Origin of the sequence: Caldibacillus sp. 210928-DFI.2.18 (genome assembly GCF_020554505.1) — a bacterium.
Taxonomy (GTDB): domain Bacteria; phylum Bacillota; class Bacilli; order Bacillales; family Caldibacillaceae; genus Caldifermentibacillus; species Caldifermentibacillus hisashii.
Map to the genome: position 1 here is coordinate 1 of NZ_JAJCHL010000044.1, position 22,938 is coordinate 22,938.

Annotated in this window: 21 protein-coding genes and 2 pseudogenes; 15 read left to right on the top strand and 8 right to left on the bottom strand. The window is 36.1% G+C overall.

Features of this window, described 5'->3' with window-relative positions:
• Positions 1 to 108: 108 nt before the first annotated feature.
• Positions 109 to 234, bottom strand: coding sequence for a hypothetical protein (locus LIZ98_RS17970; RefSeq protein WP_255602316.1), 126 nt, complete (start codon positions 232 to 234; stop codon positions 109 to 111).
• Positions 221 to 445 carry a hypothetical protein gene (locus LIZ98_RS10405; protein WP_095142760.1) on the bottom strand — a complete coding sequence of 75 codons (225 nt, stop codon included), beginning with the start codon at positions 443 to 445 and terminating at the stop codon, positions 221 to 223. Before LIZ98_RS10405 ends, LIZ98_RS17970 begins: the two co-directional genes overlap by 14 nt.
• A 222-nt stretch (positions 446 to 667) precedes the next feature.
• Between LIZ98_RS10405 and LIZ98_RS10410 the strand changes: the two are divergent.
• A pseudogene (locus tag LIZ98_RS10410) lies at positions 668 to 1,009 on the top strand (aldehyde dehydrogenase family protein); the annotation flags it as partial.
• Between the two features lie 622 nt (positions 1,010 to 1,631).
• Here the strand turns inward: LIZ98_RS10410 and LIZ98_RS10415 are convergent.
• The 3 genes and pseudogenes from LIZ98_RS10415 to LIZ98_RS10425 all read right to left on the bottom strand — a co-directional run bounded on the left by LIZ98_RS10415 (position 1,632) and on the right by LIZ98_RS10425 (position 4,289).
• Positions 1,632 to 2,383, bottom strand: a pseudogene (locus tag LIZ98_RS10415) (copper homeostasis protein CutC).
• A gap of 433 nt (positions 2,384 to 2,816) precedes the next feature.
• Positions 2,817 to 3,305, bottom strand: coding sequence for a competence protein ComK (locus tag LIZ98_RS10420; protein WP_227140256.1), 489 nt, complete (start codon positions 3,303 to 3,305; stop codon positions 2,817 to 2,819).
• Positions 3,306 to 3,719: 414 nt separating this feature from the next.
• Positions 3,720 to 4,289, bottom strand: coding sequence for a DUF2238 domain-containing protein (locus LIZ98_RS10425; RefSeq protein ID WP_227140255.1), 570 nt, complete (start codon positions 4,287 to 4,289; stop codon positions 3,720 to 3,722).
• A 165-nt stretch (positions 4,290 to 4,454) separates the two neighbouring features.
• Between LIZ98_RS10425 and LIZ98_RS10430 the strand changes: the two genes are divergently transcribed.
• The 8 genes from LIZ98_RS10430 to LIZ98_RS10465 all read left to right on the top strand — a co-directional run bounded on the left by LIZ98_RS10430 (position 4,455) and on the right by LIZ98_RS10465 (position 10,747).
• Positions 4,455 to 5,150: an NAD(P)H-dependent oxidoreductase gene (locus LIZ98_RS10430; protein WP_227140254.1), complete on the top strand. Its 696-nt coding sequence runs from the start codon at positions 4,455 to 4,457 to the stop codon at positions 5,148 to 5,150.
• A gap of 64 nt (positions 5,151 to 5,214) precedes the next feature.
• On the top strand, positions 5,215 to 5,397 hold the full coding sequence (locus LIZ98_RS10435) for a hypothetical protein (protein WP_034772833.1): 183 nt from the start codon (positions 5,215 to 5,217) through the stop codon (positions 5,395 to 5,397).
• Between the two features lie 216 nt (positions 5,398 to 5,613).
• The gene (locus LIZ98_RS10440) at positions 5,614 to 6,177 is read left to right on the top strand and encodes a hypothetical protein (protein WP_227203042.1); all 564 of its coding nucleotides are present in this window, start codon (positions 5,614 to 5,616) and stop codon (positions 6,175 to 6,177) included.
• Positions 6,178 to 6,531: 354 nt separating this feature from the next.
• A complete protein-coding gene (locus tag LIZ98_RS10445; protein ID WP_375293579.1) occupies positions 6,532 to 7,242 on the top strand; it encodes an N-acetylmannosamine-6-phosphate 2-epimerase in 711 nt (236 codons plus the stop codon).
• A gap of 12 nt (positions 7,243 to 7,254) precedes the next feature.
• Complete coding sequence (locus LIZ98_RS10450; RefSeq protein WP_043988083.1) at positions 7,255 to 8,109, top strand: MurR/RpiR family transcriptional regulator; 855 nt, start codon at positions 7,255 to 7,257, stop codon at positions 8,107 to 8,109.
• 214 nt (positions 8,110 to 8,323) lie between these two features.
• Positions 8,324 to 9,496: an N-acetylglucosamine-6-phosphate deacetylase gene (nagA, locus tag LIZ98_RS10455; protein ID WP_227139708.1), complete on the top strand. Its 1,173-nt coding sequence runs from the start codon at positions 8,324 to 8,326 to the stop codon at positions 9,494 to 9,496.
• A gap of 9 nt (positions 9,497 to 9,505) precedes the next feature.
• Entirely contained in the window at positions 9,506 to 10,225 is a 720-nt protein-coding gene (gene nagB, locus LIZ98_RS10460) for a glucosamine-6-phosphate deaminase (RefSeq protein WP_227139707.1), read from the top strand.
• A 57-nt stretch (positions 10,226 to 10,282) separates the two neighbouring features.
• Entirely contained in the window at positions 10,283 to 10,747 is a 465-nt protein-coding gene (locus LIZ98_RS10465) for a hypothetical protein (protein ID WP_227139706.1), read from the top strand.
• 344 nt (positions 10,748 to 11,091) lie between these two features.
• Here LIZ98_RS10465 and LIZ98_RS10470 read toward each other — a convergent pair whose 3' ends face one another.
• Positions 11,092 to 12,744, bottom strand: a complete 1,653-nt coding sequence (locus tag LIZ98_RS10470) for an ABC1 kinase family protein (protein WP_227139705.1) — start codon at positions 12,742 to 12,744, stop codon at positions 11,092 to 11,094.
• Positions 12,745 to 12,874: 130 nt separating this feature from the next.
• Positions 12,875 to 13,183, bottom strand: a complete 309-nt coding sequence (locus LIZ98_RS10475; RefSeq protein ID WP_034772764.1) for a phasin family protein — start codon at positions 13,181 to 13,183, stop codon at positions 12,875 to 12,877.
• Positions 13,184 to 13,773: 590 nt separating this feature from the next.
• Between LIZ98_RS10475 and LIZ98_RS18190 the strand changes: the two genes are divergently transcribed.
• The 3 genes from LIZ98_RS18190 to pgmB all read left to right on the top strand — a co-directional run bounded on the left by LIZ98_RS18190 (position 13,774) and on the right by pgmB (position 16,035).
• Positions 13,774 to 14,133: a glycosyl hydrolase family 65 domain-containing protein gene (locus LIZ98_RS18190; RefSeq protein ID WP_034772763.1), complete on the top strand. Its 360-nt coding sequence runs from the start codon at positions 13,774 to 13,776 to the stop codon at positions 14,131 to 14,133.
• Positions 14,134 to 14,286: 153 nt separating this feature from the next.
• Positions 14,287 to 15,303: a LacI family DNA-binding transcriptional regulator gene (locus LIZ98_RS10485; RefSeq protein ID WP_034772761.1), complete on the top strand. Its 1,017-nt coding sequence runs from the start codon at positions 14,287 to 14,289 to the stop codon at positions 15,301 to 15,303.
• 60 nt (positions 15,304 to 15,363) lie between these two features.
• The gene (pgmB, locus tag LIZ98_RS10490; protein WP_227139703.1) at positions 15,364 to 16,035 is read left to right on the top strand and encodes a beta-phosphoglucomutase; all 672 of its coding nucleotides are present in this window, start codon (positions 15,364 to 15,366) and stop codon (positions 16,033 to 16,035) included.
• Between the two features lie 152 nt (positions 16,036 to 16,187).
• Here pgmB and LIZ98_RS10495 read toward each other — a convergent pair whose 3' ends face one another.
• Positions 16,188 to 17,885: a methyl-accepting chemotaxis protein gene (locus LIZ98_RS10495; RefSeq protein WP_227139702.1), complete on the bottom strand. Its 1,698-nt coding sequence runs from the start codon at positions 17,883 to 17,885 to the stop codon at positions 16,188 to 16,190.
• Between the two features lie 356 nt (positions 17,886 to 18,241).
• On the opposite strand from LIZ98_RS10495, the gene licT reads away from it, so the two are divergent.
• From licT to LIZ98_RS10510, 3 genes are all read left to right on the top strand, one after another.
• The gene (gene licT / locus LIZ98_RS10500; protein WP_227139701.1) at positions 18,242 to 19,075 is read left to right on the top strand and encodes a BglG family transcription antiterminator LicT; all 834 of its coding nucleotides are present in this window, start codon (positions 18,242 to 18,244) and stop codon (positions 19,073 to 19,075) included.
• A gap of 122 nt (positions 19,076 to 19,197) precedes the next feature.
• On the top strand, positions 19,198 to 21,051 hold the full coding sequence (locus tag LIZ98_RS10505) for a PTS beta-glucoside transporter subunit IIBCA (protein ID WP_227139700.1): 1,854 nt from the start codon (positions 19,198 to 19,200) through the stop codon (positions 21,049 to 21,051).
• 219 nt (positions 21,052 to 21,270) lie between these two features.
• Complete coding sequence (locus tag LIZ98_RS10510) at positions 21,271 to 22,110, top strand: PHP domain-containing protein (RefSeq protein ID WP_034772752.1); 840 nt, start codon at positions 21,271 to 21,273, stop codon at positions 22,108 to 22,110.
• Positions 22,111 to 22,938: the final 828 nt, after the last annotated feature.

A 22,938-nucleotide genomic window follows, 5' to 3' on the forward strand; every position in this document is an offset into this window, starting at 1 on the left:
CTTCAAATTTTTTCTGTTTCTCAGAGTCAACTTTACCAACTGTAATCCCTTTTCTTTTTGGCATTGGGGTATCTTTCCACCTTAGTGTGTTCATAAGGCTTATATTTATCACTCATTGTATTCCTCCAACACAATTATAATTTTTCCGTCATCCTCAATCCAACCGTCAACTGTGACAAAAGACGAATCTCTCTTATATAATACTTCTACTTCATTGTCATTAAATCCTTTCAAATCTACTCCGTTTTTTGTATTTATCATTCACGCTAAAAAAAGAAGGTGCATTGTCTAGTCCTTTCATCGTAGACAAGTACCCTCTTTCATAGGCTTCCCTCAATAGTTTTTCAAAACCTTCTTGCTCAAATGCCCCTAATTCCACCATTTTCATGCGAATGGATAGTTGCAATCCTTCAATATGAAGGGGATTTAAATCGCTCGTTAACATTTACCTCAAAAGAGAGAATGAAAAGCTTCTTAAACTTGTTTCCAAGAAAAAAGAAATGATATGAGGCATTAGCACTATAAACGGTGCAGGGGTTGAATATTTAGAGTATGGATCCAAGGAAAAAGAAATGATTTGATGTATTAGCACCTATAAACTCTAATAAAAAAAGGATATGGAGTATTCAGTCCAAGAAAAGGGAATTGATATGAGGCATTAGCACTCGATAACGTAACGAAGGATATGAAAATTTGGCAAGATGAAATATTTGCTCCTGTTCTATCAATTGCCCGTGTAAATAACTTAGATGAAGCGATTGAACTTGCCAATCAGTCACGATTTGCAAACGGTGCTTGTATTTTTACAAATGATGGTGGAAGTGTGCGGGAATTTAGGGAAAACATTGATGCCGGTATGCTTGGTGTAAACATCGGTGTCCCAGCACCAATGGCGTTTTTCCCCTTCACTGGTTGGAAAGACTCGTTCTATGGAGACCTCCATGCCAATGGCAAAGACGGACTCCAATTCTACACACAGAAAAAAGTAATTACTACTAGATGGGTATAATTGATGTTAGGGACTGTCCAGAAAGTCAAAAATTAAACCAAAGTGTATAGGTTGATTGAAGTGAAGGTAGCGGCGACTCCCTCAAAAAATGCTAATCGCATTTTTTCTTCGTGCGATGCCTATTCAAGGAAGCTTATTCAGAGTCCTGCGGAACAGCACACATATTCGACGAAAGCGTAGCGGCAGTCGAAAAAGTTTTTGTGACGAAAGCGATAGCGACAGTCACACGAGCAGACGTGAGCAGGAGCGAGGAAACGAGCGACGAAGCAGCTGAGGCCGTGCCCGCGTCCGCCATCGAAACGAAAATCAACCGAACCTATTCTTTTAGTAATAAAATTTTAGAAGTTGTACTTTTAGGACAGCCCCAATGACAATTTAAGCATATTGAAACCTTCAAAGACTGTTGGTCTCTCGATGGAAGTCAGATTGTTTTATTGACACTGGCACTAAAAAAGTTATTATAATATTTACAGAACCCACCACGCCTCTAAACAATGCGGACCAAGGTGGGTCATTTTATTGATTCAAGCGGTTATGTAGAAGAACAACTACTTATGTATTACGGAATGTGGCCCATGGACATTGAGATAAGCTCATACTCATAGTTGATGGATTATAACGTTCAATAGTCTGATATCTCGTCAATAAGCTGGTTCTTTATCAGCGTAAGAACTCCACCAACCAAATGGTGAAAGATTATTTCAAACAAGTTTGGTGTTAAATTCGTTGTTTCCGAGAGAGTTGAGTTGTCCTCATTCCTTCTAATTGGAAACCATTCGTTTGCATGGATCTGAGCGTCAAGGTCGGCAATATTATCCGGGGTGACTCCTGCACCAACTAAAATCTCTGGTCCGTTAATTTCCTGGGACAATGTTACAAGTTTTTTAAGCATATTGGAACCTTCAAAGGCTGTTGGTCTCCCGCCAGAAGTTAACACCCGTTTCACATTCTTTTTATATTTTGATAAAATTTTATAGGCTTCAATTTGCGAAGAAACGGAATCAAAGGAAGATGAAAGGTAATGTCTAAATCAGGTACAAGCTCAATTACTTTCAAAAGTAAGCTTTCATCAATTGCTCCGGTTGGCGTAATACAACCAAAGACAATCCGATTGCCTCCAAGGCTGTTAATCACTAAAATATCCTCTTTTATCGTATTCCAATCGTTTTGATCATACACGAAACTATAACTATGTGGCCTCACCATGATTTGGACCGGAATTTCTGCATGCGCCAAGACATTTTTTATTGTTCCGTAACTTGGGGTTAGACCACCTTCTTTCATTGCACTGACAAGTTCTACCCTGTCAACCCCAAGTTCTTCAGCTTGTAGTGTGTCTCTTACATTCATTGTTATTACTTCAATCTTTTTCATTGTCCGTCATTTAAAAAGAATTACTAACACAATATATAGTATGATAAAACCCGGAAATACATCTAAATACGGTGTTTAGCAAGATGATTTCGCACTTTTCCAGTGGCTTCCCAATTTTTGCCAGTTTTGTCCCATAAAACGCGGTTCGGGTAATCATAAGTCAATTGATCCCACATTTTCTGCCGTTTTTGTCCTACGTTAAAAATGTTCCAGCAAAGATGTAAATTCGCTTGTTGCGGAAAATTTTGCAATGACATTGAAACGTGACAGACCCTACATACCAAAATGAAACGCATACAGAGTCTGTTACTTTAAATTGTGAACCCCTTTCTTTGATTACTTAATTCGATCCTATCTCTTCGTGAAAAGACATACCTCACCCACTCAGATTAATTAGCTCCCAGAAAATTTTTGCCCGTATTTTTACATGCACTTAGAGATAAAATTTCAAATTATCTATATTAATACGTTCGAGGACGGTCAATAGCAGAAATGAGCATTGTATTCTTTTATTTTGGAGAATTTTACATTTCATACTTACGGTTAGCGTATGGCCTCCAAACAGATGTACAGTTGTTAACTCATCATTCAATGGTTTAATATCACAAATTTGTGAATTGATAAGCCAAATTTTCCCTCTTCGATCCGGTGTTTTGCAGGGAATTAATATAATCCCAGGATCTAGAGAGTAGACAACCGGAACGTTTTTCTTTTTTTTCAAAATAAACCGGGCGCCATTCCGCGCTCCATTTAGATCAAATCCTCTAAAAATATACGAGTCTTCTACAATTTTATTTGGCGGCTTCATGACCAGAAATTTTTGTTCCCCTTCAATAACCATAGAATATTCATTTCCATAATTATCAAAATCTGACAGAATGGCACATGTATCCCCGTTTATCAAATAATCTTCTTTCAACATTCTACATTTCCCCCTTTTCCAAACAAATTACTTAATTTTAGAAGGTTTAAAAGAATGATTATTTTGTTTTTTTGCACTGGGAATGCTTTGCAAAAAACAAATCGATGGTTGAATGGCCATAATTTATATTCAGAATTTGAAAAATAAACGAAAAACGCGTTAAAATATGAATAAAAATTATAAAAATTCTGTCAGCGTATTAATTTCGCCAAAATAGGACAAAATTCCTTCTTTTTGAGTACATTTTTTTTAAAAAAAAGGATATTTTTCCTATCTTTCTTTTATCTCACCTTAACGGGCAGTAAAATCTCCACCCTCAAGATATTCGAGTTTACAAAGAAGATAGGTGGGCTGCCCGTAAATGCCCGATTGGTTCAACTAACCATCAGCGGGAAAAAACTACTGATGGAAGTTTCACTTTATGAGTATTTTTGTCTTAAAGAAGCTCCAAATCGCAATGATGAGTCCTCCTAATGAATCTGTAATCAAATCGGTCATCGTGTCACGGTTTCCCCCGCCTTGAAGTCCCATTTCAAACAAATTGTCCATCGTAAATTCATATATTTCCCAAAGAACACCGCCAAATACAGCAAACGATAAAATAAACAAGGATACAAACCAAGGTGAAAGATGACTGATGTTATCTTTTCTTAATAACCTTTTGTAGAGGTCAAAACCAAAAAATGCGATTAAAATACCGCTAATGAGATGCATAAAACTATCCCACCAACCGTTACGGTAAAATCCTTGAAGAGAACCAAGAAATTGCGATCCGAAAAGAAATACGAGATAAAAAATAATTATCTGCAAACTTAATTCAAATTTTGTCAGTAAAATAATTAAGAGTGGAATAAGACCACAAGCAACTCCACCAAGTGCAATAAGCGCATCAGAGTTATTATCTTTCAAAAATAATTGAACAGCAACGACTGCCATAAAGACGACATATAGAAAACATAAAAAAATGGATACTTTCTTTCTCATAAGGGACAGCTCCTTGTTATTTGCATGGATACAAATTTCCCTTTTTAGGATTTGCAACTTTAGCTGGATAATTCCAATAGTAATGTTCAAACAGATTTCCATAATTATATTCCTAGAATTAACTATGATACAATTATGACAAAATATGAAGGAAAGGGAAAGGATATGAAAACATTATTGATTGTTTCTCATCCTGATTTAATCAATTCGGGTAGTCAACAATATTTTTTAAGCTCACTGAAAGGGAATGATAAAATAACTGTTCATCATTTAGAGGCTCAATATCCTGATGGAAAAATTGATGTTGCTAAAGAACAAGCTTTATTACGAGAGCATGATCGAATTATTTTTCAATTCCCCTTCTATTGGTATAGTTCGCCGCCATTGTTAAAACAGTGGCAAGATGTTGTGTTGGAGGCGGGATTTGCTTATGGAAAAAGAGGAAACGCACTTTACGGTAAAGAATTTGGCTTGGTGTTAATGATTGGTGTCGCAGAACGTGAATATCAAGCCGGTGGTACAGAACTATTTAGTATTAATGAATTAACAAAACCATTTCAAGCAATGGCTCACAAAACCGGTATGATCTATTTGAGACCACTTACAATCTTCCAATTCGGTTACTTGGAAGAAGACCAAAAAATGGATTTATTGATTAAATATTGGCAGTTATTGACAATGGAAAATGATTTTAGTCTCGCTACAAGGGAAAAATGGCTGATTGCCCAGTTGAAAAATTTCATAGATCAAAATCCGGACTCACCAAATGCCCGAATTTTTACATATGCCGTGGATTTAATTGAAGAAAACCGCAATACAATTGATGGATTACAAATGGTGTTTGATGATATGTATGATTGACCGTTGTAGAAGTGGAGAATGGAAGCTTCACTTTTTGAAAACCATTATGTTATGGGAGGATAAAATGGAAAAACAAGAGTGGCTGTTTAAGCAACTGCAGGAAATTTATAATCAAAGTACAGATTTTAATGAAGTGGTATTGATAAAAGCCATACAAAATATTATTAATGAACAAACAAAACGGATTGAGCAAATGGAAGGTGAATTAGAAGGTACACTTTGGAGTCCTCGAAAATGGGGTGAATAGAAGCATGGTAAAATTTGCGGTAAAATTATAAAAATTGGTTGACTTTCTATTCTTAATCAGATATCCTAATTATAGAACAAATGTTTGTTGTATATCAATGGTATACAATGCAAACAACTGTGGAACTTTTCCACGGACATACTACTATCATCCTTGATTCGTAACCAAAGTATTATTTAGAAAAATTGTATGAAGGGTTAGTGGGGTGGAGATTACATGGAAGAGTTATTAAAACAAATGATGTCTGAGATGGTTGCATTAAGAAATGAAATGAATAGCCGTTTCGATGGGGTCGACAAACGCTTTGATGATGTGGATGGTCGTCTGAACAGCATGGACAAACGCTTTGATGATGTGGATGGTCGTCTGAATAGCATGGATAAACGGTTTGACGATGTGGATGGCCGTCTGAACAATATGGATAAACGGTTTGATGATGTGGATGGCCGTCTGAATAGCATGGATAAACGGTTTGACGATGTGGATAGCCGTCTGAATAGCATGGATAAACGGTTTGACGATGTGGATGGCCGTCTAATCAGCATGGACAAACGATTTGATAAAGTCGATGGCCGTCTAGATAAGTTAGAAGAAGGCCAAGTGGAAATAAAAAATTTAATCAAGCATCATACTACCTTATTTTCCGAAAATTTTACAGACATTCGAAAAGAAATGAGAATCCAAAACCAAGAGACAAAATCAGATATAAATCTTCTGTTTAAAGAAGTTGAAACTTTAAAGAGAAAGACGAATAAAATTGAACAACGATTAGAGTTGTAATCATTTTTTTAACTTTACGGCAAGTCAAGAAATCCCCCATCAAGAAAAGAGTCGTAGTCAAGCACCTCGACACCAAGCGGACTACAAAGAGGATAGGTGGGAGTGGGATTTTCTGCTTGCCTGTAAAATGTCGTGACCGAGGTTTTCACTTGCCTCCAATTCTTTCAACCATCAATTAGTGGGATGTGATTTTCCCACTCACTGAAGCAATATGGTAAAAATTTTTTCCAAAGAAAATAAAAAACATGGAAATTATTTTTAAAATCGACTACTTCTATGTTATACTATATTTGAAAATTACTTCACAAGATAATATATAACTAAAAAACAAAATCACAATTGGAGATGTCTGGGTTGAAGAAGGAAGTAGCGCTTTTTGATCAAATTAAAGGAAGTTTAATTGTTTCTTGCCAAGCACTGCCGGGAGAACCTCTACACAGTCCCTATATAATGGGGCGGATGGCTTATGCGGCGATGTTGGGAGGCGCAAAAGGAATACGAGCAAACGGCCTGGAGGATATACGTGAAATTAAAAAAAATGTCAACCTGCCCATCATTGGAATTATTAAGCAAGATTATGAAAACAGTGAGGTATTTATTACTCCGACCATAAAGGAAATCGAACTTCTAGTCAATGAAGGAGTAGATGTAATCGCATTAGATGCTACAGATCGAGTAAGGCCGGACGGAACCACGATAAAAGAATTTTTTCCAAAAATAAGAGAAAAATATCCAAATCAGTTATTTATGGCGGATTGTTCTACTTATGAAGAAGGAATGTTAGCAGCTCAAATAGGTTTTGACTGGATTGGAACCACATTATGCGGCTATACTGGCTATACAAAAAATGAGGAAATACCTAACTATCAAATGATTAAAAGCCTTGTTCAAGATTGTCCGAATCCTGTTATTGCTGAAGGCGGTATTTCAAGTCCCGATCAATTAAAGAAAATCATGGAATTAGGTGTTCATGCTGCAGTAGTTGGATCAGCTATTACTCGACCAATGGAAATAACCAAAAGATTTATTCAAGCGGTCTCGGAATCCCGGGAAACTCACAATTAGGAGGATTTTTTGTTGGGTGCTACTCATATTTTTTCACTAATAAAATCGCGATACAATACGTTTACAAATACGGAAAAAAAGGTAGCTGATTATATATTAAAAAATATGCAAGATGTCATGTACATGTCGATTACCGATTTAGCTATCGCCTGTGATGTCGGTGAGTCCAGCATATTTCGTTTTTGTAAAAGTTTGGACTTAAAAGGATACCAAGAGTTTAAAATTGTGTTAGCTCACAGTTTATCAAGTGAACAGGATATGATCAGTCTTTATAATGACGTTTCGTTAACGGATTCACTTGAGGATATATCTTCTAAAATATTAACAAAAAATATTCAAGCATTGAAAGAAACATCCCAGTTTATCCAAAAAGAAGAAATAGCAAAAGTGGTTCATTGGATGGTACAGGCTCACCGGATTTATTTTTTCGGCGTTGGTTCGTCATTAATTACCGCTTTGGATGCAAAAAATAAATTTATGAGAATAACCAATAAAACAGAGTGCTCTGTTGACTCTCATTTACAAATGATGAATGCGGCGTTAATGACGGAAAACGATGTTGCGATAATCATTTCGTATTCAGGTTCAACGAAAGATATAATTGAATTGGCGAAAGTTGCAAAAGATAAACATGCGAAAATTGTTGCTCTTACCCGGTATGCTAAATCACCACTAACAACTTATAGTGATGTAATTTTCATTACTGCTGCTGATGAAGGCCCTCTACAAGGCGGCAGCCTGACTGCAAAAATTTCACAACTATATCTATTAGATATTCTTTATGTGGAATATTTTAAACAAACTGCCAAGGAGTCTGCAAAAAATAAAGATTTAACATCAAAAGCAGTCGTGAACAAATTACTTTAAGTAGATGCAGGCAAGGAATGGAAAAAGTGAAGCGGAATCTCAACAACTCAAGGATAAATTACTTTCAATACTACGTCAGCATGCTATTTTTAAAATGATATATTACTTAACTTGCTAAATCTTTTTACCCTCCTTTTGAACGCGCATTTTAAAAAATCAATATGATATTTAACATTTTTTTCAGTCAAATTATTTGTAAAGGTGAGTGAATCATATGCAATACATTCTTACAGGAACGGTTTGTATCGGTGAAGAACTAAGGGAGGACCATTATGTTTTAATAGAGGGTGAAAAAATTAAAGAGGTCGGTCCCGTATCGAACATGCCAACTTCATTTTCAGGTGAAGTTTTGAGCTATCCAAAAACGATGACGATCGTTCCGGGATTTATTGATGTGCATATTCATGGTGCCGGGGGAGCAGATGCCATGGATGCGACACCTGATGCGTTGAATAAGATTGCACAACATTTAGTAAAAGAAGGCACAACGGCTTTTCTTGCAACAACGATGACTCAATCAAAGCAAGCAATTGAAGCAGCCCTGAAAAATGCCGGTGAGTTCATTCATTCTACTGAAAATCGAACAGGGCAAGCGGAGATAATCGGCATCCATTTGGAAGGACCTTTTATCCATCCGAAAAGAAAAGGGGCACAACCGGAAGAATTTATTTTACTACCAAGTTCGAGCCAATTTGATGAGTGGCAAGAACTCGCTCAAAATACGATCCGGATTGTGACCTTGGCTCCTGACCAAGAAAATGGAATTGCCTTAGTAAAACATCTTGCCAAACACGGAGTCATTGCATCGATCGGTCATAGTGATGCGAATTTTCAGGATGTAGTGGCGGCAGTTGAAGCAGGAGCCAGTCATGTCACGCATCTTTTTAACGGTATGAGAGGCCTGCACCATCGGGAACCCGGAACTGCAGGAGGGGCTTTATTACTTAAGGAATTAACAGTGGAATTAATTGCTGATGGTATTCATGTTCATCCAAAAATGATTGATCTTGTTTTTCGTTTAAAGGACTTAGACCATGCAGTTTTAATTACTGACTCAATGCGTGCAAAATGGCTGCCGGATGGGGAATCGGAGCTGGGCGGTCAAAAGGTTTTTGTTTCAGACGGGAAAGCAACCTTGGAAGATGGTACGTTAGCCGGAAGTATTTTAAAGTTAAATCAGGGAGTCAAACATGTAATGAAATTTGCCAACCTAACCTTACCGGAAGTGGTCAAATTGGTGACAATGAATCCGGCAAAAGAACTTGGATTGCACCATCGAAAAGGTTCTATTGAGGCAGGAAAAGATGCTGATCTTGTCGTTTTAAATGAAAAATATGACCCAATTTTAACGATCTGTCGCGGGGGAATTGCGTTTAAAGGAGAGTGAATTCTACAAATGAAAATTATAAATGTGGGTAATTATCAGGAGTTAAGTGAAAGGGCAGCAAAAATTGTCATTGAAACGGTTCAAAAGAAGCCAAATGCAGTACTTGGTCTGGCAACCGGATCAACTCCGATTGGATTATATAATGAATTGATTGACGATCATGCGAAAAATGGAACGAGTTACCGCAAAATTTGTACGTTTAATCTGGATGAATACGTCGGTCTTGAAGGTAGTCACCCACAAAGTTATCTATATTTCATGCGCCAACATTTATTTAATCATATTGATATTTCGCCGGAAAATACATTTATTCCAAATGGTAAAGCAGAAGACATGATGAAAGAATGCGAACGATATGAAGAATTAATTAAGGAAAAGGGTGGAATTGATCTGCAAATTTTAGGAATTGGTCAAAACGGGCATATAGGTTTTAATGAGCCGGGCACATCCTTTTCCAGTAGAACCCATATCATCCAATTAACAGAAAGTACCCGGAAGGCCAATTCTCGATTTTTCTCTTCAATGGATGAGGTACCGACCCATGCAGTAACGGTAGGTATTCAAACAATTATGGAGAGTCGAAAAATTTTATTGCTCGTTTCCGGACAAGCAAAAATGGAGGCTTTCAAACGGCTTTTATCGGACGAAATTGATGAAAGCTTCCCGGCTTCTGTTTTAAAATTGCACAATGATGTAACCGTCATTACTGATATTGCATTTGACAATTGATATTAAAAAACTTATTCTTTTCCTCTGGAGCATCAAACTCTATTGTGAGGTGGGAAAATGAAAGGAAGAAAGTGGTTGTCACTTTTGATAAGTATCATACTCATTGGATTTGTAAGTGCATGTGGAACTGCAGAAACAAAAGACAACGAAAAGGATGAACAGACTGCTGAAGAAAAGGTAACAGATAATACCTACAAAGAAAATGACCAAAACGGCTCGGTTGATGAAAATGAAAACGGATCTGAAACTGATGAGGAGAATGGGACAAGCAATACTGATGAAAACGGTTTGACTGCCGATGAGGAAGATTTAGATTTAATTAAAAAAGATGTGGTTTATACAGGTTTGGCTGATCCTCACACGATTGAAGTAAAAGATGGGGAAGAATATTTAACTTTACAAATTGATCCGGACACAACTGACGAATGGGAGAAAATTGCAGAAGATACAACGGTTACCATTGAATATTATGAAAATGAACATGGGCAAAATATTTTGGTTCGTTATACCGTGAAAGATTAGTCTCATCGGGATCAGGTATGGGTACGCTCTTTCTTTTATATGAAATAAAGAAAACTCGGCGATTGCCGAGCCTTTAGGCGATGGCAAAGCCGCAAGAGCACTTATACTTAATTCTTAAAATTTCCAACTACGTCGAATTCGCTTCTTTGCTGGAAATTTATACTTTCTTAACGTATAAAAAAAGGTCAGGTACCATCACCTGACCTTTATCTGACCCAAATTTGTCCGAAACTGCAGATTGGTTAATTGGAACAGTTGGTACTTAATACTCTCATTGTAAGAACCAGCGAATTGGTTTGTTAGATATTTAACTGAGCCCCGCAAGATTTTTTCGGAACCTTTATTTAAAACTTTCCATGCTTAAGAATTGAAAAAAGCAGCCAAAGAAACATTAAAGTTGCAACAACCCCGCCGACTTCTACAACAGGAAAATTCCAAAGAAACGTTTTTACATTTGATATTGAGGCCCCAACAACTAAACCGACCATCATAATACTAAAAGCAAGGAGAATAATACTAAACGATAATTGGTTCGTAACCCGATCTAATTTTTTTGATAAATTTTTCACTTCCGGGACAGAAATTTCCACATGGATTTTGCCATCCTTCGTAATCGAACTACCCGATTTCATTAATTGGGTTAGAAATGTTTGAATCTCCCTAAGCTTATTCCGGGTTTCTTTCATAATTTTTGATGGTTTCAAACGTTCACGAATCAGTTTTTCACCAAAAGGTTGTGCCATATCGATAATTGATAAATCTTTATCTAGATGGGAAAGAATCCCTTCCATTGTTAGTAATGTCTTAGCGAGAATTGTCAGGTCAGCCGGCATCCGAACCCGATATTTGAATGAAATTTCCATTAAGTTATTTATCAAGTTAGCCAGACTAATTTGCTGTAAGGGAATGTCCATATTCATTTCAATTAAAACTTCAATATCCGCATAGATTTGATCATTATCAATCGGCTCGGAGCTTTGACCTAGTTTTAAAAAAAGAAAAATAACCTCGTTTATATCCCTGTTTTTCAAAGCGATAATCACGGAGGCTAAATCATTTTTCATACTCGGTGATAAGCGTCCAATCATACCGAAATCAATCAGAGCCATTCGTTTGTCGGGAAGGACGAACAAATTTCCGGGGTGAGGGTCGCCATGAAAGAAGCCGTCGATAAAAATTTGTTGAAACATACATTCAACAAATTGTTTAGCAACTAATTTTTTTTCAGCTTCTGATGCGTTTTTTGCATAATCACGAAGCCTGGTGCCGGAAATATAATCCATCGTTAATATTCTTTTGGTTGTATATTCCCAGTGAATCGAAGGGATTATGTAATTTGGATGTTCCTTCAATTGGCGTGCAATCTTTTCACCGTTCCATGCTTCTACAGTATAATCAAGTTCAAGTCGTAATGATCTTGATACTTCCTCTACGATTTCCGAGATACGGTAATTGTTGGCCCATTCCAATTTTTCTTCCATGAGATTGGTTAGATCACTCAATATTTGTAAATCAATGTCAATTTTTTCCTCAATATTTGGTCGTTGGACTTTAATAGCAACCTCTTGTCCGGTGGGAAGTTTGCCATAGTGGACTTGGCCAATCGAAGCCGATGCAATCGGTCGATCATTCACTTCTAAAAATAAATCATTAGCCGGTTGCCCCAGTTCCTTTTCGATAATTTTTTCAACATCACTAAAGGGAATCGGTGCTACATTGTCTTGCAGTTTTTCCAACTCTTTAATAATGTTTTCAGGTATGAGGTCAACTCGGGTACTAGCCAATTGCCCGAGTTTGACAAAGGTAGGTCCTAATTCTTCAAGAACCGATCGGATCCGTTCAGCGATGCTTTTGGAATACATGGTGGAATCCGCTTCAGCCTTTCTTTTAAAACCAAGTAATCCTAAATCTTTGACGACAAAACCAAGCCCGTTTTTCAACAGGGCTGTCAGGATTTCTTGATATCTTTGGGCATACTTCAAGCGTTTTCCAATCATTTATTCCACCTCGAATGACATTAAAGTATTATATTTATATTGCACTAGTGGTCACAAAATCTCCCCGCTTTGGGTAATTCATTGAAGCAAAACTGGAAGCCAATTTTCCGATTGATTTAAAGGTTTACTTTTATTCGTTGTCTTTATTTAACAGCTTTTCTTCTAAAGCTTCAACCCGCTTTTTTAATTCTTCAAATTCTTGTCTGGATACAAGTTTACTTTCTTGCACCGCTTGGTTTATTCTTTCTTCCACTGTAGTTTCCCATTTTTCTTGTGCTTCTTTTCCTTTTTTCATTAATTCATCGATAATATCGGTAGCTTCCGTCTTTGCCATATTTCCTTTTTCCACGAGCTCATCAATAATTTTATCTGCTTGTTCTTTGCTTACCGCAGCAATACCTAACCCTAATGTAAAAAGTCGATCGATTAAGTCTTTCATAAAGAATCCCTCCTGTTATTAGTATAAACTCTTTTACCAAATTTATCTTTACCTTAATCTTAAACAGACATGAGGGGAAAGTAAATCAATTTCTGAAAAATTCATTGAAAATTACGAAATGGTTAACTGCCCTGCGTCCCATAAAAATGAGTATCTTTAACCAGTTAATTAGATGCCATTGTCGAAATTCGAATACCGATTTTGCTACGAAAATAAAAAATAATTGTTGACGGATGGCTACAAAGGGTATAAAATGTGTTTGTAAGCGGTTAACAAAAACGTTTTTGCACAAAAGGTCAGAGAGGCTATACTTTTAACTCAGACAAAAACGATTTGAGAATAAAAAATAAGCGTTTTAGTTTTTTTGTACATGACAAAAACGTTTTCGGAGGGATGGTATTATTATTGTTTGACCTAAAACGTTTTTGGTTAGATAGTACTAATACTGTATTGATTTATTTACTTCTGTAAGATGGTACGAATCTTGTTTTGATTTTGCCTAAAATCTAAAACGTTTTTGATCAGATAGTACTTTAATTGTTTCAATTCATATACCTAAAATCTAAAACGTTTTCGTTGGAGGTTTGTTTATGTTAAATTACACATTGGGAAAAGGTGAATTTGAAAAATGGATTATTTCTGAAACAGCCTTTTCACCGGACAAATTAGGAAAATGCGAATCAATCATGTATCTCGGCAATGGATACATGGGGTTACGCTCAGCCACAGAAGAACCCTATTTAAAAGAAGTCAGAAACTTATTTGTTAATGGTACGTTCAATAAATTTAATATTCAATTTACAATGCAATGGCAAGGTCAACCGGTTACGATTTATGCAAATCATGAAAAGCTGATTGTAAAAGCGGAAAGACAAGAGAAATTATCCTTTGACGTGTTTGGTAAGGAATACGTATGTACGGATGTAGTGGACATTCCTCTTCAACCATAACTACATGTTTGAAGGGTGATGATTTATATAAACATCTTTGGTTGCATGACATTATCAAGGAAGATTGGCGAAGGACGGGTTTAATGAGGATATAAAGAGTTCCATTTTATATATAAAACTGCCAAATTTTTAGTAGGAAAGCAGGTGTTATCATTGGCAACAATTAAAGATGTTGCGAAAAGGGCGGGGGTATCAATCGGCGTGGTATCGCGAGCCTTCAATAATTATCCCGATATTAGCGAAAAAACCAGGCAAAAGATATTAAAAGTTGCTGAAGAATTGAATTATACGCCAAATTTGGTCGCAAAAAATCTATCTTCTAAAAAACAGTTAACGATTGGCCTAATCACGTCAGGAATTTTAGACAGTAGCCAGAAAGATAGCGTGAATTCCATTGAGGTTTTTAAAGGTGTATACACAGCCATAGAGGAGAAAGAGTATGAGTTGGCCATCTATTTAATTGACTCAAATAAACAGAAACGGAAAAGTTATGCACAATTTTGTCGAGAACGAAATATTGGCGGTACTATCTTACAAGGAATTCGAACGGACGATCCATATTTTAAAGAGTTGATTAATACAAATATCCCTTGCGTACTCATCGATTTCCATTTAAATAATCATACACCATTGATCGGAAATGTATCGATTAATAATATTGAAGCAAGTCGCAAAATAACCGAGTTGGTATTAGAACAAAATCACCGTAGGATAGCAATTATGGCCGGTAAAAAAGCGGCTTATGTTAACAATGAACGATTGCGTGGTGTAAGAGAAGCCTTTGCCGCCTTTGGTCTCCAATTACATGAAGAGGATATCTTATACGGGCAGTTTTTGGAACAGGCAGCCTATGAAGAGACAAAAAAGTATTTGGAAAAACATCGACCAACAGCTATAATTGCATTTAGTGATATTATGGCAATTGGCGTCATGAAAGCAATCAAAGAAGCAGGTTTACAAATTCCGGAAGATGTTTCCGTAACCGGTTTTGATAATATTCCAATAACGGAATTTACCCAACCGCCGATTACCACTGTTCAGCAAAACTTTTTTGAATTGGGTAGACAAGCAGCACTTCATCTTCAAGAAATTATGGAAGGTCGCGCGAAAGGAAAGCAGGTTGTTGTTGATTATAAAATTATTGAACGAGACAGTGTAAAACCATTATAAAGAAAAGTTTTTCCTACATGGAAAAAAGTAATGAATCTTTAAAAGAAAGGAATAGAAAAAATGACGAAATATCCAAAACTATTTATTTTTGACCTGGACGGCGTGATAACTGATACAGCTGAATATCATTATTTGGCGTGGAAACAACTGGCCCAATCACTCGGTGTAACCATTGACAGGCAATTTAACGAAAAATTAAAAGGGATTAGTCGCATGGACTCATTAGAAAAAATTTTAGCTTTAAAACCCGAACTATTAACGATGTCAATGGAAGAAAAACAACAGTTGGCCACACAAAAAAATGAATATTACAAAACATTAATTAATCAAATTACACCAAAAGATATTTTACCGGGGATAGAAAAATTACTAAAAGAAATTCAAGAAAATAAGATAAAAATTGCCCTCGGTTCGGCAAGTAAAAATGCCCCGGTTGTGATTGATCGGCTTGGATTGACAAATTACTTTGATTATATGGTTGATGCTGCAAAAGTAAAACGAGGAAAACCGGATCCTGAAACGTTTACTGTTGCTGCAGATTATTTTGGATTTGCGTATGCGGATTGTATTGGTGTGGAAGATTCTGCTGCAGGCATCGAAGCCATTAATCGAGCTGGGATGTTTTCTGTCGGAGTAGGTGATTCTGAACACTTGCATGAAGCAGACTATCTCGTGTCGGATACAAGTCAGTTAAATATGGATAAAATCATTGAAAAATTTGCATCTAAATAAGCAAACGAGGTTGTCCGGAAAGTCATTTTTTTGACTTACGGCAGCCCCGTTCGTGTTTTTAATAGATAGGAGGAGGTGTCGATTTTTTGATAATTAAAGGCTTCACCCATTAGGGGATTCTTTTTATCGGACAGTCCAATTGGCTTTAAGGGTTAGCCAGCCAGTTTGAAACGTTGAACCATATTATTAAGTTTTTCTGCTTGTTGGGCGAGCTGAGCAGAACTAATCGCTACATCTTCTATTGAGCTGTTTGTTTGTTGGGTCATCGCTGCAACCTCTTCAATACCGGCCGCACTTTCTTCGGTTACTGCGGCAATTTCCTGGATTGAACGATTAAACTCATGACTTCGTTCCGTAACGGCTGCTAAGTCTGATGTAATTGTTTCAACCCGTTTGACCATATGTGTGACCATGTCGTTTATTTTTTGAAATGTTTCATTGGTCATGATAATTTGATCCGTTCCTTTTTCCACTTCCCGGTATCCGGCTTGCAGAGAGTCTGCCACTAAGCGGGTTTCGCTTTGGATATTGGTAACAAAGCTTGTGATATTGGTAACTGATACAGCCACTTGTTCTGCGAGCGTTCTGACTTCATCAGCAACAACAGCGAACCCTTTTCCTTGTTCTCCGGCTCTGGCTGCTTCAATGGCTGCATTTAGTGCCAACAGGTTTGTTTGGTTGGCAATTTCCTTAATGACAACGACTAATTTCGAAATCTCTCCCGATAAGATGTTTAGGTGCTCCATTTTTTCCACAGAATCTTGGACGATTTGGTTAATGTTTGACATTTGATTTGTTGAAGCTTCCATTAATCTCTTGCCTTCATTCGTCATTTCCAGCACAGAATTTGAGGTTTCCCCGATCTTTATCCCTCCTTCATTAACCTGCTGGATGGTATATACCAATCCATTTGCTATCGAAGAAATTTCTGTTGTTCTGGCTGCTTGAGAATCGGAGCCGGAAGCCAGTTCACCCATCGTTACTGCAATATGCTCGGAACCGGTTTTGACTTCACTTGCCGCTTGAGATAATTCCTCACTTTGACTTGAAACGGTTTCGGCTACTTGGGCCATTTCTTTTAACATCGTTTGAATTTGACTGTTCATTTCATTGGTCGCTACCATTAATTGACCAATTTCATCCCGTAAATTTGTTTCAAACGGCTTTGAACTTAGATCACCCTTCGCCATTAATTTCATTCGGCTCGTTACTTGTTTAAGTGGTTTTGCAATGGATGAAGTATTTAGAAAAGCAAAAATGAGACCAACCACAATTCCGATAAGTGAACCTATAATAGCAATCAGAAATACTTGTTCTCCGGTTTGGGTCGATTCTTGTCCCAAGTTTTGCATAAGTTCTCCCCGATATTGTGCCATATGATTAAAATCACTAATTAAAGTTTGACTAATAGGGACCACTTTTTCAATCATTAATTTCATAGCTTGATCTTTCTTGCCTTGGTCGTAAAGGGTAAGAACTTCATCGGTCATTTTCCCCCATTCTACTTTCCGGTCAATCAGCTGCTTGAGCTCATCGGAATCGGATAGGTCTACAGCCCGATTTTCAAGCTCGATACTCGCATCGATCCCTTTTTCATATTCTTCCCGATATAACGCGTTGTCTGATAAAAGGAAAGACTGTAGTAAGGAAACTCTCGACGCCATATTTTCGGCAAGTTGTTCGTCGATAACTAACAAGGCCAACTGCTGATCGAGAATATTTTCCGTTTTTTTGTTAATGGTGTTCATGGATACCATATTTAATATGCTTAAAATGACCATTAACGCAATAATTATCAAAAAGGATAAAAGAATTTTAGCTTTTATACTTTTAAACTGGAATAATTTCATCCATAACCCTCCCCTAAAATAATAAATTGTAAAAATAATCACAAATGGATGCGGACTTTATTTTCATCCGTCTATATTTTATATCGGTCTTTTTTCTTTTTTAAAAATACCAATCATAATAATAAAGTAATTTTTACATCACTGTTGTGTCATACACCAAAAATATTTTGTAAGCGGTTGACGAATTAGCAGAAACATGTTAAATTTAAACTGTATTGAAAAAGTTAATTAAACTTAAATTTATCTTGATAGGATTGTTATAGCAAGGATCAGCGCTACACAAAACCTATTTACAGGCATATTTTATATACCTGTAAATAGGTTTTTTTATTTATATACAGAAAGGAGAGGTGATTATGATTATAAAGAAAATTCTTAATAATAATGTGGTTATTACGAAGGATAGCAATCATAAGGAAATAATTGTAATGGGGAAAGGTATTGCTTATCAAAAGAAAACCGGAGATCCCATTGATCCGAGCAAGGTTTATAAAACGTTTTCCGTAGACTCGAAGACTATACAAAATCGACTGATTGAAATGATTGATAAAATACCAATCGAATTTATTAAATTATCGGAAAGAATCATCTATATGGCCAAAGAAAAGTTAGAAATACCATTGAATGATAGTATCTATATCTCTCTAACGGATCACATTTATTCCAGTGTCCAACGTTATCACCAGGGTCTTCCTTTAAGAAATAAATTACAATGGGAAATTAAACATTTATATAAAAAGGAATTTGAAATTGGGCTAGAGGCTCTAATGTTAATTAAAGAAGAAACAGGTATCTCCATGTTAGAGGATGAAGCCGGTTTTATTGCGATGCATATTGTCAGTTCGGAAATGGCAGATGATATGCATAACGTTTATGAAATTACCCAGTTCATACAGCAAATTGTCAATATTGTTAAATATCATTTTTCATTGGACTTTGATATAGAATCACTTGCCTATCATCGATTTATTACTCATTTGAAATTTTTTGGGTACCGGATTTTTTCACAAACTAGTAATACCGAACATTCTTTAGAAAATGATTTATTAGAAATCATTAAAGAAAAATACGTAGAACCTTATTTATGTTCCCTAAAAATAAAAAAATTCATTGAACAAAAATACGGTTATTTGTTGGATAACGATGAAATTTTGTATTTAACCATTCATATTGCAAGGATTTTAAAATAAACAATTGAAAGCTATTAAGGAGGGTGATGGATTGAAAACACTTCTAGAATTGATGGGTAGTAACATTCAGTTGGCTAAACCTTCATTGGATAAAGATTTTATAAATAATGGAGGGTAAAACAATGAAATATGAAAATCTATCAAAACAAATTATTAAGGCTGTCGGTGGAAAAAACAACATCATTTCTGTCGTTCATTGTGCTACAAGATTGCGATTTACCTTAAAAGACGAATCTAAGGCTAATGATGAAGAAGTCAAAGCGATAAAAGAGGTTCTGTCTTTAGTTAAAAAGGGTGGACAGTACCAATTAGTAATTGGGAATAATGTAGACCTTGTCTATAATGATCTGGTTAAAATAGCAAATATTAACCCAAAACCAGATAAAAAGGAAAAAGATGATAGATCCGTTTTTGATAAAATTATCGGTTCAATAACAGGTTCTATTGCTCCTGTTATTCCATTACTTGCTGGATGTGGGATGGGAAAAGTGTTATTACTTGTTCTGACCATGCTAGGTGTCCTGGCAAAAGAATCACAAACGTATATGATCTTGAATTTTATCTTTGATACAGGTTTTTACTTTATGCCTGGCTTTGTTGGATTTTCTGCAGCAAAGATTTTTGGGTCCAATCAATATTTAGGGGCATTTTTAGGATTAGTAACGGTTCATCCTGATTGGGTGTCATTAGTTTCTGCAGAGAAACCCGTTGAATTCTTAGGAATCGGGGTTTCATTAGTTAAATATTCTTCAACATTAGTACCGGCCATTCTTTCAGTATGGATTATGTCTTATATTGAACGTTTTGCTAAGAAAATTGTACCAGAAATGATTAAAGTTTTTGCTGAGCCTTTATTAATTGTTATTCTTAGTGTTCCTTTGACTTTTATCGTCATTGGACCAGTTGGAAACTTTATCTCAAATTTAGTAGCTGCTGGCAGTATGTTTATTTACAATCATGGAGGCTTCATCGCTATTCCAATTTTAGCAATGGTTTATCCATGGCTGGTATCCATCGGTATTCATAAAGCATTGAGTCCAGTAAGTATATCACTTGTTGCTGAACGTGGGTTTGATCCAATTATTCGTGTCGTTGCATTATGTTCAAACATGGCTCAAGCTGCAGCTTCACTTGCGGTATCCTTTAAAACAAAAAATAAAGCCTTAAAATCATTGGCCTTTTCTTCCAGTATGACAGCATTTTTGGGCGGTATTACAGAACCAGCAATGTACGGGGTTAACCTTAAATTAAAGAAACCAATGTATGCTAGTATGATTGGTGGAGCAGTTGCTGGATTATTTGCAGGGATTGTTAAATTAAAAGCTTTTATTTACGTTACTCCTGGATTATTAAGTTTAGCAATGTGGATTTCTGAAGATGAGAATTTCTTATTTTTAGCGATTGTAACCTTAATCATCTCTTCGATTGTAACCTTTATTGCAACTTGGATTTTAGGCTTCGACGATCCTATTGATGGAAGCGAAGATAAAGTTGAATCTACGAAATTTGTAAACATCGGTGAAAAATATAAAAAACTATTTAGTCCTTTAAAAGGAGAACTAATCAAATTAGAGAATGTTGAAGATGAAACCTTTGCAAGTGGGATTATGGGTAAAGGTGTAGCGATTAAACCCTCAGAAGGAAAATTATATGCTCCATGCGATGGAATTGTTAGTGCTGTATTTAAAACGGGACATGCTATTGGTATAACTACAGAAGATGATATTGAGGTGCTTATTCATATTGGAATTGATACCGTATCTTTAGAAGGGAAGTACTTCCATTCATCTTTAGAAAGAGGCCAACGCATTAAACAAGGAGATTTACTTGTAGAATTTGATTTAGAAAAAATTAAAGAAGCGGGCTACGATACAACCACCATGATTATTATTACTAATAGTAACGATTATTTAGATGTAGTCCCTGTAAATAAAGTCAGTATCAATAAATCAGACGACTTATTGGCAATCATTTAAGTAATTCCAAATTCATAAGCTTATTAAAATTTGAAGCTTTATAAGCTACAGTTTAAAAGTATGATAAGTTTTCAAAATTATCTTTTAAAGTGTTATGATGTATCGACTTTTTATAAAAGTTTTTTAAAAACTATTTAAAGATTCTATGAAAAATGAGTGAGACGGGTGGACATTTTTATAAAACAACGGAATGATCCACCATATGAAAGGGGTAATACAATGATTTACGCAGACTTACATGTTCATACAAATCACAGTGACGGTGTATGTGAAATTGAAGATGTATTAACACAAGCGAAGGAAAAAAATATTCAAGCATTAGCGATTACCGATCACGATACAGTGAACCACTGGCCTGAAGTGAAAGCATGTGCAGAACGACTTGGTTTAGAAACCATTCGTGGTGTAGAAATGAGTTGCTATGATTTTGATGTTTTCAAAAAAGTTCATATCCTTGGTTTATGGTTAGATAAAGTAGACTATGTCGAGAAGTTATGTACGAACACGCTAATATCACGTGATAACTACCATAGACAACTAATAAAAGAACTTAAACAAAAAAATTACTATATTACTTATGATGACGCTAAGAAATATTCAAAATATAACATTGTCTTTAAAATGAATATATACCAAGCATTAAAGGAAAAATATCCTGATGAAATGACTCCTAAGAAATACAAAGAACTTTTCGCCTCAAAAACATCAAAAGAAACTGATCTGAAAATGGGTTATATAGATGTAAAAGAAGGAATTAAAGCCATACAGAGAGATGGAGGAATTGCCATACTCGCACATCCATGTGTCTATGATAATTATAATGAAATTGGTAAATACGTTGAATTTGGACTGCAAGGTATTGAAATCAATCACTCAAAAATGAAACCAATTGATTACGAATTAACCAAAAACCTTGCTGTTAAATACAATTTATGCAAAAGTGGTGGCAGTGATTTCCATGACCCAGAGCTCATCCAATTCGGCAAGAACGGTTTAACAAAACAACAATTTGAAGACTTAAAACGATTTGCACTAAAAACGAAAGAACAAAAAAATTGATAGTCTGGCTTATAGTACTAACGCATAATTTCCTAGTGGTTTGTCGGGGCTGTCCTAAAAGTACAACTTCTAAAATTTTATTGTTAAAAGAATAGTTTTGATTAGTTTTCGTTTCGGTGGCGGACGCACCCCCTAAAGGAAGGACTTTGACCGCCTCAATGCTCGTTTTCTCGCGCCTGCTCACGTCTGCTCGTGTGACTGCCCTGCCGCGATGATTCTTCATAAAAGCTTTTTTGATTGCCGCGACGCTTTTGGCGAATATGTGTGCTCTTCATGCAGGACTCTGAACAATCATCCTCGAAAAAGGCATCGCACGAAGGAAAATGCGACTAGCATTTTTCGAGGACTCTGAATAATCCTCCCTGAATTTGCATCGCACCAAGAAAAAGCGAATAGCTTTTTCAAGGACAAGGAATGCTTTGGCAGCGCAGGGAACACTTTGGTAGCATAAGCATCTTAGCTGAAAAAGCGAATAGCTTTTTCATTGGATAGATCGCAAGGGATAAATGCGACTAACATTATCACTGAGTCGCCGCCTCCTTCACTTCAATTAACCAATACAAATTCGGTTAATTTTTGACTTTCTGGACCCCCCTTAACAACTTGTGTCTTGCCCCTCTACGGACTATATATTTTTTAAAGAAAAGTCGCACAAGGTAAGTATCCAATCTGCGACTTTTTTGTTATATCATTTTTGGCAATGTAGGATAAAGCGTTCTAATTTAGTACTTATTTTGATTGAAATATATACATTTGATCTTTCGATGAATTCACATAATTTTCTGCTACTTGGGAATAGTGTATTAAAAACAAATGTTTATCGTACTA

Bases quoted from the DNA above. Each gene is read 5' to 3' on its own strand.
- LIZ98_RS10420 (WP_227140256.1), bottom strand. From the start codon at position 3,305: ATGTTGAAAGAAGATTATTTGATAAACGGGGATACATGTGCCATTCTG.
- nagA (WP_227139708.1), top strand. From the start codon at position 8,324: ATGCAATACATTCTTACAGGAACGGTTTGTATCGGTGAAGAACTAAGG.
- LIZ98_RS10405 (WP_095142760.1), bottom strand. From the start codon at position 445: ATGTTAACGAGCGATTTAAATCCCCTTCATATTGAAGGATTGCAACTA.
- LIZ98_RS10510 (WP_034772752.1), top strand. From the start codon at position 21,271: ATGATTTACGCAGACTTACATGTTCATACAAATCACAGTGACGGTGTA.
- LIZ98_RS10435 (WP_034772833.1), top strand. From the start codon at position 5,215: ATGGAAAAACAAGAGTGGCTGTTTAAGCAACTGCAGGAAATTTATAAT.
- LIZ98_RS10425 (WP_227140255.1), bottom strand. From the start codon at position 4,289: ATGAGAAAGAAAGTATCCATTTTTTTATGTTTTCTATATGTCGTCTTT.
- licT (WP_227139701.1), top strand. From the start codon at position 18,242: ATGATTATAAAGAAAATTCTTAATAATAATGTGGTTATTACGAAGGAT.
- nagB (WP_227139707.1), top strand. From the start codon at position 9,506: ATGAAAATTATAAATGTGGGTAATTATCAGGAGTTAAGTGAAAGGGCA.
- LIZ98_RS10440 (WP_227203042.1), top strand. From the start codon at position 5,614: ATGGAAGAGTTATTAAAACAAATGATGTCTGAGATGGTTGCATTAAGA.
- LIZ98_RS10465 (WP_227139706.1), top strand. From the start codon at position 10,283: ATGAAAGGAAGAAAGTGGTTGTCACTTTTGATAAGTATCATACTCATT.
- LIZ98_RS10470 (WP_227139705.1), bottom strand. From the start codon at position 12,744: ATGATTGGAAAACGCTTGAAGTATGCCCAAAGATATCAAGAAATCCTG.
- LIZ98_RS10495 (WP_227139702.1), bottom strand. From the start codon at position 17,885: ATGAAATTATTCCAGTTTAAAAGTATAAAAGCTAAAATTCTTTTATCC.
- pgmB (WP_227139703.1), top strand. From the start codon at position 15,364: ATGACGAAATATCCAAAACTATTTATTTTTGACCTGGACGGCGTGATA.
- LIZ98_RS10475 (WP_034772764.1), bottom strand. From the start codon at position 13,183: ATGAAAGACTTAATCGATCGACTTTTTACATTAGGGTTAGGTATTGCT.
- LIZ98_RS18190 (WP_034772763.1), top strand. From the start codon at position 13,774: ATGTTAAATTACACATTGGGAAAAGGTGAATTTGAAAAATGGATTATT.
- LIZ98_RS10430 (WP_227140254.1), top strand. From the start codon at position 4,455: ATGAAAACATTATTGATTGTTTCTCATCCTGATTTAATCAATTCGGGT.
- LIZ98_RS10505 (WP_227139700.1), top strand. From the start codon at position 19,198: ATGAAATATGAAAATCTATCAAAACAAATTATTAAGGCTGTCGGTGGA.